This is a genomic window from Streptomyces sp. NPDC028331 (genome assembly GCF_055565775.1).
Window position 1 is genome coordinate 1 of record NZ_JBVHTR010000049.1, and the last position, 13,489, is coordinate 13,489.

General features: G+C 68.4%; 12 protein-coding genes and 1 pseudogene. 10 read left to right on the forward strand and 3 right to left on the reverse strand.

The window, feature by feature from the left end:
* The 6 genes and pseudogenes from ACZ4SW_RS36845 to ACZ4SW_RS36870 form a co-directional block, all read left to right on the forward strand.
* A partial coding sequence (locus ACZ4SW_RS36845; RefSeq protein ID WP_468253454.1) for an RHS repeat-associated core domain-containing protein occupies window positions 1-3,455 on the forward strand: 3,455 nt, incomplete at its 5' end.
* A gap of 145 nt (window positions 3,456-3,600) precedes the next feature.
* Window positions 3,601-4,287: a hypothetical protein gene (locus ACZ4SW_RS36850; protein WP_468253455.1), complete on the forward strand. Its 687-nt coding sequence runs from the start codon at window positions 3,601-3,603 to the stop codon at window positions 4,285-4,287.
* A 188-nt stretch (window positions 4,288-4,475) separates the two neighbouring features.
* Window positions 4,476-5,234, forward strand: a complete 759-nt coding sequence (locus ACZ4SW_RS36855; protein WP_468253456.1) for a transposase — start codon at window positions 4,476-4,478, stop codon at window positions 5,232-5,234.
* Window positions 5,235-5,387: 153 nt separating this feature from the next.
* A complete protein-coding gene (locus tag ACZ4SW_RS36860) occupies window positions 5,388-5,591 on the forward strand; it encodes a hypothetical protein (protein ID WP_468253457.1) in 204 nt (67 codons plus the stop codon).
* A gap of 144 nt (window positions 5,592-5,735) precedes the next feature.
* Window positions 5,736-6,173 carry a hypothetical protein gene (locus ACZ4SW_RS36865; RefSeq protein WP_468253458.1) on the forward strand — a complete coding sequence of 146 codons (438 nt, stop codon included), beginning with the start codon at window positions 5,736-5,738 and terminating at the stop codon, window positions 6,171-6,173.
* A gap of 56 nt (window positions 6,174-6,229) precedes the next feature.
* A pseudogene (locus tag ACZ4SW_RS36870) lies at window positions 6,230-6,496 on the forward strand (lamin tail domain-containing protein); the annotation flags it as partial.
* A gap of 149 nt (window positions 6,497-6,645) precedes the next feature.
* On the opposite strand, the gene ACZ4SW_RS36875 reads toward ACZ4SW_RS36870, so the two are convergent.
* Window positions 6,646-6,867 carry a hypothetical protein gene (locus ACZ4SW_RS36875; RefSeq protein WP_468253459.1) on the reverse strand — a complete coding sequence of 74 codons (222 nt, stop codon included), beginning with the start codon at window positions 6,865-6,867 and terminating at the stop codon, window positions 6,646-6,648.
* Here ACZ4SW_RS36875 and ACZ4SW_RS36880 point away from each other — a divergent pair.
* Complete coding sequence (locus tag ACZ4SW_RS36880) at window positions 6,866-7,897, forward strand: hypothetical protein (protein WP_468253460.1); 1,032 nt, start codon at window positions 6,866-6,868, stop codon at window positions 7,895-7,897. The genes ACZ4SW_RS36875 and ACZ4SW_RS36880 overlap by 2 nt on opposite strands.
* A 646-nt stretch (window positions 7,898-8,543) precedes the next feature.
* Complete coding sequence (locus ACZ4SW_RS36885; protein ID WP_468253461.1) at window positions 8,544-9,590, forward strand: NucA/NucB deoxyribonuclease domain-containing protein; 1,047 nt, start codon at window positions 8,544-8,546, stop codon at window positions 9,588-9,590.
* A gap of 60 nt (window positions 9,591-9,650) precedes the next feature.
* Here the strand turns inward: ACZ4SW_RS36885 and ACZ4SW_RS36890 are convergent, their stop codons facing one another.
* Both ACZ4SW_RS36890 and ACZ4SW_RS36895 read right to left on the reverse strand, forming a co-directional pair.
* Window positions 9,651-10,118 carry a hypothetical protein gene (locus ACZ4SW_RS36890; protein ID WP_468253462.1) on the reverse strand — a complete coding sequence of 156 codons (468 nt, stop codon included), beginning with the start codon at window positions 10,116-10,118 and terminating at the stop codon, window positions 9,651-9,653.
* 268 nt (window positions 10,119-10,386) lie between these two features.
* Entirely contained in the window at window positions 10,387-12,567 is a 2,181-nt protein-coding gene (locus ACZ4SW_RS36895; RefSeq protein ID WP_468253463.1) for a HEAT repeat domain-containing protein, read from the reverse strand.
* A gap of 56 nt (window positions 12,568-12,623) precedes the next feature.
* Between ACZ4SW_RS36895 and ACZ4SW_RS36900 the strand changes: the two genes are divergently transcribed.
* Together ACZ4SW_RS36900 and ACZ4SW_RS36905 are read left to right on the forward strand one after the other, a co-directional pair.
* Window positions 12,624-12,902, forward strand: coding sequence for a hypothetical protein (locus ACZ4SW_RS36900; RefSeq protein WP_468253464.1), 279 nt, complete (start codon window positions 12,624-12,626; stop codon window positions 12,900-12,902).
* 40 nt (window positions 12,903-12,942) lie between these two features.
* On the forward strand, window positions 12,943-13,398 hold the full coding sequence (locus ACZ4SW_RS36905; RefSeq protein WP_468253465.1) for a hypothetical protein: 456 nt from the start codon (window positions 12,943-12,945) through the stop codon (window positions 13,396-13,398).
* The last annotated feature ends 91 nt before the right edge of the window (window positions 13,399-13,489 follow it).

The following is a 13,489-nucleotide window of genomic DNA, read 5'->3' on the forward strand; positions in this document are numbered from 1 at the left end:
CCCTCGTGCTCAAGCGCACGCATCTGTCGGACTACACCTTCGGCACCTGGTTCGGCCCGTCCTGGGCCTCGACCGTGGACGAGCGGATCGAGGTGGACATCCGCAACAAGGCCGTCTGGGCCCGCGAAGACGGCACCCTGCTGGTCTACGACCAGTTACCCACCCCGCAGCAGCCCGAGGTACTGCCGCTGGAAGGCCCTCGAATACCGCTGCACCGCACCAGTGAGGTCGGCTCGGCGCACATGGAGTTCGCCACCACCGACCCGCGCACCGGCTGGACGAAGTACTTCGCGCGCCCAGGCAGCGCGGGCTGGCAACTGTGGCTGACCACGATCGAGGACCGCAACGGCAACCAGATCGACATCCATCGCGACGGCACCGGCCTGCCGCTGTCCATCACCCACAGCGGCGGCTACGACGTCCACCTCACCGCCGACGGCGAGCTGGGCCGTATCACCGGGCTGTCCCTGCGCACCGGCCCCGACACCGACGACACCGTGCAGGTCATGGCCTACGGATACGACCGCGCCTCCGGAGATCTCACGGAGGTTGTCAATTCCTCGGGGCAACCGCTGCGCTTCGACTACGACGCCGAGAGGCGGATCACCTCCTGGACCAATCGCAATGGTTCCAGCTACCGGTACGTCCATGACCATTCCGGGCGGGTCATACAGACCATCGGTCCCGAAGGGTATCTCTCCGGTACGTTCGTCTACGACTCCGAGAATCGCACCACTCGCTGGACGGATGCGCTGGGTCACGTCACGCTCTACCAGCTCAACGAACGTGGCCAGATCATTGCGGAGACCGACCCGCTCGGTCGTACGACCCGGCAGACCGTCAATACCCATGGCCAGGTGCTGGCTCGCACGGATCCACTGGGCCGGACCACGGAGTACACCTGGGACGATCAGGGCAACATGCTCGCCGTGTGGCGCCCCGATGGCTCATGGACGGCCATGCGCTACAACGAACTCGGGCTCCTTGTGTCAGTACAGCGCGATGACGGTTCTCACGCTGTTCAGGAGTTCGACGACTTCGGCAATCGGACATCTGTCACCAATGCCGCCGGTGCGACGACGCGCTTTGTCTACGACGACCGAGGCTGTCTGACCGCAGTCATCGACCCCCTCGGCGCAAGGACACGCGTACGCTGCGACGAAGCCGGGCTGCCGGTGGAAACCATCGATCCGCAGGGTGCGGCCACCCTCTGCGAACGTGACGCATTTGGCCGCCAAACAGCAGTCACCGACCCGCTGGGCGCGACGGTGCGACTCGAGTGGACCACGGAAGGCAAGCTTGCTCGTCGCACTGGCCCGGACGGCGCTGCCGAGTCCTGGACATTTGATGGCGACGGCAACTGCCTGACCCACACGGACGCTATGGGCGCCGTCTCCGGGTTCGAGTACACGCACTTCAACCTGCAGTCCGCGAGCATCTCGCCCGAAGGCGCGCGGTACGAGTTCGAGTACGACGCGGAGCTGCGGCTGCGAAAGGTGATCAACCCCCAGGGCTTGACCTGGACTTACCAGTACGACCCGGCAGGACACTTGGTCGAGGAGACGGACTTCGACGACCGGGTCGTCAGCTACACTTATGACGCTGCCGGGCAACTGGTCAGCCGCACCACACCTTCCGGGGCAGTGATCAGCTTCGAACGCGACCTACTGGGCCGTACCGTGGCACGAGACGCAGCCGGCTTCGTCACCACCTATGCCTACGACGCGACAGGTGGCCTGACCGAGGCGAGAACCCCCGATGCTGTCCTTACGTTGGAGCGGGACGCTGTGGGGCGTCTGGTCGCCGAGACGGTGAACGGCCGCACACAGCGCTACACCTACGACGTGCTGGGGCGACGCGTCAGCCGTACCACCCCGACTGGTGCTACCAGCACCTGGCAGTACGATGCCGCGGGTCGTCGCACCGAGCTGAGCAGCTCTGGTCGCATCATCAAGTTTGACCGCGATGCGGCAGGCCAGGAGCTGACGCGACGCATCGGGGACAGCCTCATCCTGACCCACAGCTACGATCCACACGGCTTGCTGCTGAGTCAGGAGCTGACCGGCCCGGACTCCCGGCGTCTGCAACATCGTGCCTACACCTACCGCGCAGACGGTCATGTGATCGCCGTCGACGACCGCCTCAACGGCTCCCGTCGGTACGACCTTGACCCAGCAGGCCGAATCACGAGTGTGCGCTCGGCTGGGTGGGCGGAGACCTACGCCTACGATCAGGCAGGCAACCAGACAGAAGCATCCTGGCCTACATCGATGCCTCACCAGGAGGCGACCGGGCCGCGTACCTACACCGGTACCCGCATCCACTCCGCCGGCGGCGTTCGCTATGAATACGACGCTGCCGGGCGCGTAAGCCTCCGCCAGAAGGCTCGCCTGTCGTCCAAGCCCGACACGTGGCGTTACGAGTGGGACGCCGAGGATCGCCTCACGTCCGTCACCACTCCTGATGGAACTCGCTGGCGCTACCACTACGACCCGCTTGGTCGACGCAGCGCCAAACTGCGGTTGGCGGCGGACGGCAGCACGGTCGTTGAACAGGTGGACTTCACCTGGGACGGCACCACACTGTGCGAGCAGACCACCCGCTTCACCGGCAATGACCGCGCGGTGAGCCTCACATGGGACCATGACGGCACTGCACCGCTCACTCAGCGGGAACGGATCCACAGCATTGACGCTCCTCAGGAGGAGATCGACGCTCGTTTCTTCGCAGTCGTCACCGACATCGTCGGGACTCCCACCGAACTGGTCGACGAACAGGGGACCATCGCTTGGCGCTCCCGGTCCACTTTGTGGGGCGCCACCGCCTGGAACCGCGACGCGACGGCGTACACCCCGCTGCGATTCCCCGGTCAGTACTACGACCCCGAAACAGGTCTTCACCACAACTACTTTCGGCACTACGACCCTGCCAGTGCCCGCTACCTCACTCCGGACCCCTTGGGGCTCGCTCCCGCTCCGAACCCTGTCGCCTACGTCACCAATCCCCTTCACGGAATCGACCCCCTCGGCCTGGCCGAGCTCCCGCTGGGCGAAAAGGGAAACCCGTTCCCGGATCGCGCGAGCGCGGAGCGAGCAGCGTTCGACATGGCGGGAGTGAACTACGATAGAGTGCCGGATTTCGAGTGGGAAATCGGGGACGACGTCAGGCGAAAGGGGCACGATTTCTATGTCTACGACCCGGAGCCCACACACTGGGGCAATATGCGCCAGTTCGAGACATCACAAGGCTCGCGGGTGGTTGTCGAGCACACTCACGATCCGGCTGGCTCTCACTTTCACGTAGGGGAGCCAAAGCATGGCTCAGATCGTACAGGGGTGAACTTCGGCTGGGCCAGCAAGTATCCGTCCGACGAAAACTTCGAGCGGTACGGAAAAGTCAACAAGCCTGGTGGTGACCACCACCTGTTCTACAAAGGCGGAGAGGTCTGCCCCTGATATGAGCGAGCCAGCTTCCACTGAACTCCTTCGCCGCTGTGGCCTGGAAATCCTTGACGAGTCCCCAGCCGATTCCCTGCCCGCGCCTCGGCGCGCAGTGGGCATCACCATCGGAGGGACGGACCCGGCTGCGAAGGTTCCCCTCGTGGGACCGGAACTGAGTTCACGTGTCGACATGGCGTGGCTCCAGCTCGCGCGTGAGCACCATGTTGTGGACGCGGAGGGCCGCTTCCTGATCACAACTTCGATGGAGGGCCCATGGGTACCAGTGCGCGTCCACGGTGAAACACATATGGCGGAGCACTTGGTGGGGCACAACGCACCGCCTGGACACGCGGAATTTGTCACCATGGCTCTTGACGGCAGCGTCATGTGCGGCGTGACCACGGAAGAGTACGACGTATGGCTGGTGGTGGACCGTGAGAGGATCAAGACGCCGCCCCCACCGCCTCCAGATATCGAGGCGTTCCGTGCCGCCACGCGCAGGAGGCAGGAGCTCGAGAAGCGGTACGCACCAGAACGCCTCGAGCAACCACTCGACGACGGGTGGGTTCTCCTCGCATTCCACCGTCACACCAAGAACCTCCGGCGTCTCCACGAGATCCCTGACGAATTGAGCCGAACTCTGTTCCCAGGGTTTCTTGGTGGCAGGCAGCCCCGAACGGATGCGCCTCCGCAGGAAATCACCGAGAGCCAGGCTCAGGAACTCGGAGAACGGCTCGGAATTCCTGTTGACACTCAGAGTTTCGGATATTTCCTCGAGTTCCAGTCAGGTGAGACCAAGAGCCGGCAGTCGCGGGCGCGTGCGATCGCTCCCGATCTTCTTTCCTGAGGGTGAAAGCAAACGGTTCTTGACAGCGCGGGAGGCCGCGTGCTCATGACATGAGATCCCGGTATGATCACTGAGGGTTTTCAGGGTGGCCCCCGGACGGGTGACGGCGGGACCGTAGAAAACGGACAGGGCTCCCGTGCCGTTGAGAGAGGTGTCTAGGTCTCAACTCTCCAGCTCAGGAGCCCTGTTTGGTCCCGTATCCTGCCGCACTCGACCTGCCGCACGCACTCGTGGAGTGGGTGACGATGCTGATCGTCACCCGTGAGGGTGACCGACGCTGCAAACTCCGGCCGTCCGAGCGTGCGGTGATCGCTCTGGCATACCTGCGCCGCCACGCCCCCCTGGCGCAAATCGCCGCGGGTTTCCGTATCTCCGTCGGCACCGCCCACGCGTACGTCACCACCGTCGTCGAGCACCTGGCCGCCAAGGCGCCGGGCCTGCTGAAGGTCCTGCGCGAGACAGACCCCGACTACGTTCTCGTGGACGGCACGCTCGCCGAGTGTGACCGGGTCGGCGACGGGCGCGCGGACTACTCGACAAAGCACAAGCGGCACGGTGTGAACGTGCAGGTCATCACGGATCCCGCCGGTCGCACGCTGTGGCTCTCACCCGCCCTGCCGGGCCGAACACACGACCTGACCGCCGCCCGCACCCACAAGATCATCAGGATCTGTGAGCGCCAGGGCGTCCCCGTCCTCGCCGACATGGCCTACATCGGCGCAGGCGAGTGGGTCACCACTCCCAAACGCCGGCCGCCCCAGGGCGAACTCACCCCGGCCGAGCAGACAGCCAACCGGGCCTTGTCCGCCGCTCGTGTACCAGTCGAACGAGGAATCGCCCGCCTGAAATCCTGGCGAATCTTCCGCAGAGCCCGATGCAGCCCCAACCGCGTCGACTTCCCCGGCGCGGCCGAAGCCTTCGCCGCGTCCCTCGACTCCGGCGAATAGAGCAGAACGTCTGTGCAATTCGGCGGCGCGAGACGAGCACGGACGGCACCGTCCCCGTGCGCGGCGCCCGCACCCAGGTCTTCGTCGGCTGGATGGCGGCCTGGACGCGAAGCTGAGCATGCGGCCGACGGAGCTCCAGGGCACGCTGGGGGGATGGAGCACCCGCCGGTCATCGTCCACCCGCCCTCGCAGGGAGGGCGGCGGGTCACGGTGCGCGGGGTGGACGTCGGCCGTGCGCTGCGGCTGGCCGATGTGGTCGAGTTTCTGCGCCGGGCCGGTATGGACCCGGACGACGTCGCCCTGGAGGATCCCGCGCTGATCGACTGGCGCGACGGAGGTCCCGAAGTCTGGGCTTAGGTCGCGTCCGATGGGTCAGGCGCCACAGCCCTCGGTCGGGTGGTTTGGCCCGGATTCTTCGCTGTCCTGTCGAGCTGATCGGGAGGATTGGTCTGCTGTCACCGTCGGTGACATGCCGCCCGGCGGGATCAAGGGAAGGTAGTCATGGTGGGAACAAAGTGGTCTGCCGCTCCATGGGGCACGGCACTGATCGTGGTCACTGTCATGGCCGCTACTGCGGCACCAGCGGCTGCCCACGGCCAGGCATCCGACCGAACTCGGCTGGCCGGGCGCATTGTGCTCACGAACTCGGACAACGGCCGGTCCGTGACCGCGAGCTTGGGTGACGACATCGACGTCCGGCTCACGGGCTACCGCGACAACGGACTCACCTACACCTGGAGCACCCCGGCGTCCGGCGACTCCACTGGTCTCCGTCGCACCACCGGCCGAACGACACCGAACGGCGACGCATCAGCGGTCTTCCGCGCGGAACATGACGGCACCGCCACCGTCACCGCGCAACGACGCTGCCGCCCCGACCCGGGCCATCTCTGTCCTTTGGTGGTCACGCCGTGGAAGGTCACGGTGGAAGTGAAGTGACCTCATGGACGGGGCCAGGCTTCGCCGTCAGCGTCCCCTGAGTGACCGGCGGGCTCATCACCAACAGCACCCGCCGGGCGGTGAACCTGGACGGCTGGACGCTGTCGGACCGGGCCGGCCACACCTACACCTTCCACCACTACCGCCTGGACGGCCGCTCCACCGTCCGCGTCCACACCGGCATCGGCCGCGACTCCCGCCACGACGTCTACCAGGACCGCCGCGCCTACGTCTGGAACAACACCTCCGACACCGCAACCCTGCGCAACAACCATCACCAGTTTGTCGACTCCGTCTCCTGGGGCGGCCACCGCCACCGCTGACCGACGGCCCGCCTCCCTGTAGGGGAGCGGGCCCGCTCGCGCCCCCGTCCGCCCCGTGGCGGCCGTGCTCGCCACGGGGCGGAATGCGACGTCGGGTTCACGCCCCCAGCGGTCCCTGGCGTACAGGCGCGATCGCCCCTCGCGGGCGGTCAGATCGACCAGGCGCCAACCGTGGACCTGCAGCATTCGGTGGCCACCACCGCTAGGCCGTGGTCATCGAGCTGGGTCGGCTCCGCCGCGGTGTAGTGGGCCCCGCGCTGGCAGACCACCGCCCGGCGCCGGCACAGGTCCACCGCGGCGGCCGCCGCGAACAGCACACTGCCGAGCACCAGGCCGCCGTGCGGCCGGCGGTTGTCTAAGGTCAGGTGCATGTCGAGGACCACGCCGCAGCGCCCGCTCGATGTCGAGGTGCTCTTCCCAGAGCTGGCGACCTACCGGGGCACCACCACCCGGCTCCACCCGCGCCCCGGCCGACCGGACGCGGCGGACAGTTCCGTGGGCGGTCCGCTGCTGTGGCCGACGAACGAACCCTGGCCGGTGTGCACCGAGCCCCACAGCCACGCCCGTGGCCAACGCCCGGCGGACATCCACCGGCAGCGGCAGATCCTGGCTTCCGCATGGCTCCGCGAACCGAACCCCGGCCCCACGGACGAAGAACGGCGACTGCTGGAGCAACTACGCCAGAAACACCGCGTACCAGAGGCTGCTGCGACCGGCCCGCTGCCACTGATCGGCCTTGCGCAGCTCTACAGGAGGGACATCCCCGACCTGCCGGCCGGGCCGGACGACTGCGATCTGCTTCAGGTGTTCTGGTGCCCCTTCGACGCCCACGGCCCGACCGGCCACGGCATGCTGCTCGACCTGCGCTGGCGCCGGTCGTGGGAAGTCACCGAGGTGCAGACCTCACCACCGCAGCCGCAGGTCGTCGGATTCGAGGGGTACGTGCCCGAACCGTGCGTGCTGCATCCGGAGCAGGTGGCCACCTACCCGTTCGCCGGCCTCCTCCCGGAGGACCTGTGCGCACGGATCGGCGCCTGGGAAGAAGCGCTGGAGGAGGAGGCAGAGCAGTCGGAGGGCGACGATGCCGCCGCGCCGGTGGGCTACCAGTACGACCTGTCCATCCCACCGGGCTGGCGCGTCGGCGGGTTCGCCTCCTGGCACGCCACCGACCCGTACCCCATGAACTGCCGGACCTGCGCGACACCGATGCACCTACTGCTGACCATCGACAGCACGGAATGGGACGGCGGCAGCGGCAGCTGGAAGCCACTGGAAGACCAGGACCTGCCCACGTACCAGGCCGCCAGGCCGACCAAGATCACCGTGGGCCGCTGGGGCGAACTCAACATCTTCGCCTGCCCCGAAGCGCCCCACCACCCACACCGCTGGAGCATCCAGTAGGTCACTCGGTCACGACCAGTGCACATGCTCCAGGGAGGCCATTTCCCTCACTGCGCCGTTCGAGCAGCGCAACTGACGCTGTCTGAGTGGGTTGGGGCAGCCGTGGTGGGCTGCCGTCATTGTGGCGATCTCAGCCATGGTGCGGCTGCTATCACGCCATGTCAGGCGCGCAACTGGGTGCGTCGATCATTTGTTCGGTAAAGGTTCTTCCGACCGGGTGCCGGGCATCAGGCCCGGCGCTGTATGAGTTCGGGGGTTCGACTACATGGACCACAGATGGGTGAGACGCCTTGTCGGCCAGATTGCTGTTGCGATGCTGCCGGTGGCGGTCTTAACGGCGACACCGTCGATGGCGAGCGCGGACGACGTCGGCGAGCTGCGGGTGGAGTCCTATGTGCTGCCCGTTGGCGCCGCGAAGCCATCACTTGAGCAGTTGCAGAACGGGGACGGCTTGGCGCGACTGCGGATGCTAGCCGCCGCGTCAGAGCCACAAGCGCAGATGCCGTCCGAGACGGTCGGACCGGCCGCTGCCTACGCTCAGTTGTCGCGGCGGGCCTCCGGCTCACCGACAGTGCCGGACGGGGCGGTTGAACGGTCTGCGTCTGCCGCGGCGCCGCAGGCGACTGCTCCGGAGCCGGCCCGGACGATGACCTTCGATGAGTGCAAGAAGGGCCTGGGCAGCGACAACAAGTTCTTCGTCAAGTCACGCTTCGCGGTGTGCGACGGGGCGTCGTTCCTGCAGACCTGGCTCCAGAACAACCGCCCGGTCGGCGAGAGCATGTTCAACGTCCGCGTGATCGGCACTATCCCGAGCAACAGCCGCACGATCAACTTCCAGTACTACTTCACCGACTTCCTCACCACCGGCGAGACCGGCGCCGCCTCCATGCCCATTACAACGGAGGGGAACATCCCCCAGAGCTGGCCTTCCCGGGTGCGTTACACCCGCGGCGGCAACCTTCCCGCAGGGAGCAGGACCTTCGCCCAGCTGAAGGCGGCCGGCACCTTCAACCAGACCGTGACGGCCGCCCCGGGGCAGGGCAGCAGCGGCACCACCGACCTGATCTTCGCGGTGTACGAGCCCGCCGTCACCTACACAGCCCCCGCGCCCTGGAAGCTCAGCGGCGCAACCGGCGGCAAGCTGTTCATGCTCGCACCCCGCTGGGACGCCGCCTCCTACCTGGCCAACTCCACCGGCGGCGGCAACCCGGCCAAGAAGGGCTCCGCCACGTTCAGCTACATCACCACGCTCACCCTGAGCGCCAAGCAGGGAGCGGAAGAACGGGCAGAAGCCGCACACATCCGACAGGCCTTCCTCGTCCCGCAGGACACCAAGCCGTACATGTCGGCGAAGAAGGTGCCCGGCCAGACGGTGGAAGATCCGCTGCATCGCACGGTGAGCAGCGAGCGCAACGACAAGAACCGGTCTGAAGCGGTCAAGCAGTGCAAGCGCTACTGGGGGCCCAACTACGCCAACGGGGGCAAGGAGTGCGACGAGTACCCCTTCGCCAGCACATACGAAGGAGCCGCCCAACCGCAGTACGACCCGGACGCCAAGAAGTTCAACTTCTCGGTGAAACCGATCGCCAAGGCCGACAACCAGGCCGGCGGCCTGATCCTGAAGAGCTTCTACGCCAAGAACCGCATCATCGACGGACTGGAAGACGGCTTCATCGTCAACGTCGTCGACTGATCTGATCCTTGCCCGGCGGGGGTGGCTGCGCGACCGCCCCCGCCGCAGCATTTCCGCTTCCTACCGGTCCGCGGGCCAGAACTGGATGAGGTAGCGCTCCACGCCGACGCCCGTCCCTTCCCCTTCCGAGAGGGCAGCGGCCTCGGCGCGGCCAGCGCAGCTGACCCGCACGCGCCAGGAGCCGCCCGAGTCCGCCAGCGTGATGACGTCGTCCATGCGGCCCGTGTGCATGGACCACACCGCAAGCTGTCCGCTCGTGGAGTCGAAATCGGCTTCGGCCTGCTCGTCCCAGTCAGCAGGATCCTGCGGCGGCGGAGCTGCGTCCCACACTTCGACGTCCACCGTGGCGGTGTGGGTGTGGCCGCCGCTGGTGATGTCCAGACGCCCGGGATGGGTGCCGAGGAAAACGTCGCGGTGGAAGTCGTCGGGGAACGGAACGGGCAAGTCTGCGTCGTCGGACTCCTGCAACCCGAACGCGTAATACCCCACGTACGCGCTTACGCGCTGTCGTCGCACCAGCTGCGCCACGAGCACCCCTTCGCTTCAGCGGACACGCCTTCGCCTGGATGCTAGACCTCGACCTGCACGGCTAGGCGCACAGCACACAGAACCGGCCGAAGAGTGCCCGCCGCCCGCTGGCCCCACGGCTGTGGTCGATCACGTCCGACAGCTGCGCGAGCTGGTGCTGCGCTCCAACCGGGTCAGCACCAGTACGCGGACGATTCGCTGGCACGCCCAGCCAGGCGCCCAACGACGCGCGCTGATCCGACAAGATCCGAAAGAGACGACCTGGGCCTCAGCCAGCCCGGTTGAGGACGGACGCCAGCGCGGCGCGCAGCTGTTCGTCCTCGCGGATCATTGCGTGGTCGGAGCCGGAGACGACTAGGCGGCGGTCTCCGGTGGCGAGCGCGGCCAGCCGGCTGTGCTGCTGCGGCGTCAGCACGGCGGCGCCGAGCGCTTGCAGGGCGTCGCAGGCGCCCTTGAGGTCGGCGCGGGTCTCGGCCGAGTGCAGCGCCGCTTCGGCGAGCCGTGCGCGGTCGAGGCCGGCCGGATCGGCGACGGCGAGCAGCCCGAGGACGGCCGAGGGTGCCTGGGCCGGGTCGTCGAGGAGAGCTTCGAGCCGGGCGGTCAGCGGGCGCCCGGCCGGGCCGAGCACGGCGATGTCGCGGGCGGCGCGGGCGGCCGTCCAGTGGAACCACTGCCGGCCCTCGCAGGTGTCGAACACCGAGACCAGCACCGGGAGGACCTCGGTCACCTCCCCGGTGATCCGCCACAGGGCGAGCGCCAGGGCGAGGTCGGTGTCCACCTCCGGTGTGGTGTCGCGGTCGTTGGTGCGGCCGAGTGCCGTCCGCAGGGCCGGGGTGAGGCGGGCGGCTGCCGGGCCGAGGTCGGCCACGGCGCGGGCGGCCTCGACGGCGCCGCGCACCCCGGTAGCGAGCGCCGCCTCGGCGGCGGCGAACAGCGGCCCAGTCTCGCCGGTCAGCTCGTGCAGCGCCTGCGCCACGAACAGCTTCCCGGAGCCGGCCCGCAAGGCGGTGGCGGCCTGCTCGCGCTGCTCCGGTCCGATGTCGGCGGCGACGGCGGTGATCGCGGTGGCGGCGTACTGGAACCGGGGCAGGATGGCGCACAGTTCGGGCAGCGCCTCGGCGGCCTGCGGGCCCCATTGGCGGAGCAGGTGGACCAGTCTGGCGGTGTCGTTGTGGTCATCGGTTGTCGAGCAACCGCAGTCCTTGCACCCCTCGGGACTCTCCAGCGCCTTGGCGGCCAGGCGAGCGCGGACCGCGGCGAATAGCTCCGGGTCGAACGGGAAGGGTGCATCGGCCGGGGCGTGGGACCCGGCGGCGCACTGCATGGCGCGCGGGCGCCGGCCGAGGGCCCGGGCCAGCAGTGGGGCGGCGGCCTGTGGCGCCACGAGGACGAGCGCGGCGAGGGCCTGGTCGGCCGCCTCGTCGTCCGGCTGCGCGGCGAGTTCGGCGAGGACGGGAGCCGCGGCCTCGGCGGCGGCCGGGCCGAGCTTGCCCAGCAGCTGGGCGGCCGCCCAGTTGGCGGCGAGCGGGGCGATCGCGGGGATCAGCCGCTGCGGGGCGCTGCGGGACAGGGTGCAGGCGCGGTCGGCCGCCCACAGGGCCTCGGCCTGCACCTCGGGCCGCTCGTCGCGCAGGGCGACGTCAAGCAGGGCGAGGGCACTCTCGCGGTCGGCGTCCGTGTCCCGCCTCAGCAGTATCCCGACGATCGTGCGCAGCGGCTCCCGGTGCTCGTCCGCGTAGCCGGACCTGGCCGTCTCGCGCGCGGGCAACAGGCCGAGGACGGCGTCGTGGTGCGCGGCGAGCCACGGCTCCTCGGCGTCCAACGCGGTAAACACGGCGGCCAGGCGCAGCGGCGCGGGCGTGTCCGGGCCGAGCAGGGCGCGGGCCTCGGCGACGGCGCCTGCGCGGTCCAACCGGCCGTACGCGGTGAGGAGTTCGGCTCGGACGGCGGGCTCGGTCTCGGCGGCCAGGCGGGCCCGGATGGCGGGCAGGGCGGTGCCGGTGTCCCGTGTGTGGCCGACCGTCCAGCCGGCCGCCTGCCGGACGGCGGCGTCCTCGTCGGCCAGCAGCGGTATGAGCAGTGGCAGTTGGGCGGTGACGGCGGCCCGGACAGCGCCCGGCTCGACGTCGTACTCGTCCTCGCTCTCGGCGAGGCAGCCGAGCAGCCGGAGCGCGTCGACGGTCTGTCGGCCGGAGGCGGCGATTCGGGCGAGGTACGGGGCGGCGTCGGCGCTGGCCGCGTACACGGTGCCCTGGTGCACGATCGAGCCGTACAGCTCGTCCAGTGCCTCGTCGGCGCCCTCACCGCCCTCGGCAAAGGCGCGCAACAGTTGGGGCAGGTCCTCGGCAGGGCCGTAGGCGTGGTTGACGGCGGCCCAGGGGTGGGCGTCGAGCCCGGCGAGGGCGGTGAGGAGTTCCATGGCCGTGATCTTCGCAGGGACCTCCGACATCCGCTCAAACCAGGTGCCCGTAGGTAGGCCTCGGGCCGCTCGAGGAAGCGGCACCAGTGGACGACGAGTTCGAGGTCCTGCCAGCGGGCGGTACGGCCCCCGTGCGCGCCGACCTCCAGCTGGTTGCGGTAGTCGACCGGGCAGGCTCGCGGGTGCCGGTCAGCCGGTCCAAGGCCACCCAGATGCCGTCCGCGCGGCGGTCGGGCGTAGGCGTTGGCCTGCTGGCTGCGCTCGGCCCAGACGGTGACGCCGCCGGCGACGCCGAGGTCGTCCAGGAACCTGCGCGCCTCACGGAAGGTGGCCGTCTATCGTCCGACCGACGGTCGGATTCCTGAATCGGGCTGCTAGCCAGCAGCCTGCTGCAACAGTGGGATCATGACGCATCCACATCTGCCCACCACCGAGGCCGCCGTCACCGCGATACGTGAGATTGCGCGGGAGTACGGCCTCGCGATGACCGTGACCGACGACATCGGCGCGGACCAGACGTCGCGCCGCACCTCGGCCGGGGCGTTCACCGTTCTCGATCCGGACGGCTCGCTGCCGCACGAGGCCTTCATCGAGTTGGGAGGCTCCCCGGCCGTCACCGTACAGATCTTCCCGGAGGATGACGCAAAGATCAGTGTCGAGGACGTAGTGTTCCACGATGTTCCCCGAGACTCGGCCCCGGCCTTCCTGCGGTCCGTCTACGGTGGCCTGGCCTATGTGACGGGTCGGGTCTTCCCGCCCGGCGCATGGCTGAATGTCCCGTTGCCCGGGGACGAGACTTACAAGGAGCCGATCCATCGTGTGACTCTGACCCCCTGGCTCGCCCGCGCCATGCGGAGCTAGGGTCCGTCTTCAAAGATCACCTCGTGGTAGATCATGGTGGGTGTGATACGCCGCCATGAACTCACCGATCACGAGTGGGAGTTACTTGCTC

Coding starts and splice junctions, on each gene's coding strand:
- ACZ4SW_RS36875 (WP_468253459.1), bottom strand. CDS start 6,867: ATGCACCTGACCTTAGACAACCGCCGGCCGCACGGCGGCCTGGTGCTC.
- ACZ4SW_RS36895 (WP_468253463.1), bottom strand. CDS start 12,567: ATGTCGGAGGTCCCTGCGAAGATCACGGCCATGGAACTCCTCACCGCC.
- ACZ4SW_RS36860 (WP_468253457.1), top strand. CDS start 5,388: ATGGAGCACCCGCCGGTCATCGTCCACCCGCCCTCGCAGGGAGGGCGG.
- ACZ4SW_RS36880 (WP_468253460.1), top strand. CDS start 6,866: ATGTCGAGGACCACGCCGCAGCGCCCGCTCGATGTCGAGGTGCTCTTC.
- ACZ4SW_RS36905 (WP_468253465.1), top strand. CDS start 12,943: ATGACGCATCCACATCTGCCCACCACCGAGGCCGCCGTCACCGCGATA.
- ACZ4SW_RS36865 (WP_468253458.1), top strand. CDS start 5,736: ATGGTGGGAACAAAGTGGTCTGCCGCTCCATGGGGCACGGCACTGATC.
- ACZ4SW_RS36885 (WP_468253461.1), top strand. CDS start 8,544: ATGACCTTCGATGAGTGCAAGAAGGGCCTGGGCAGCGACAACAAGTTC.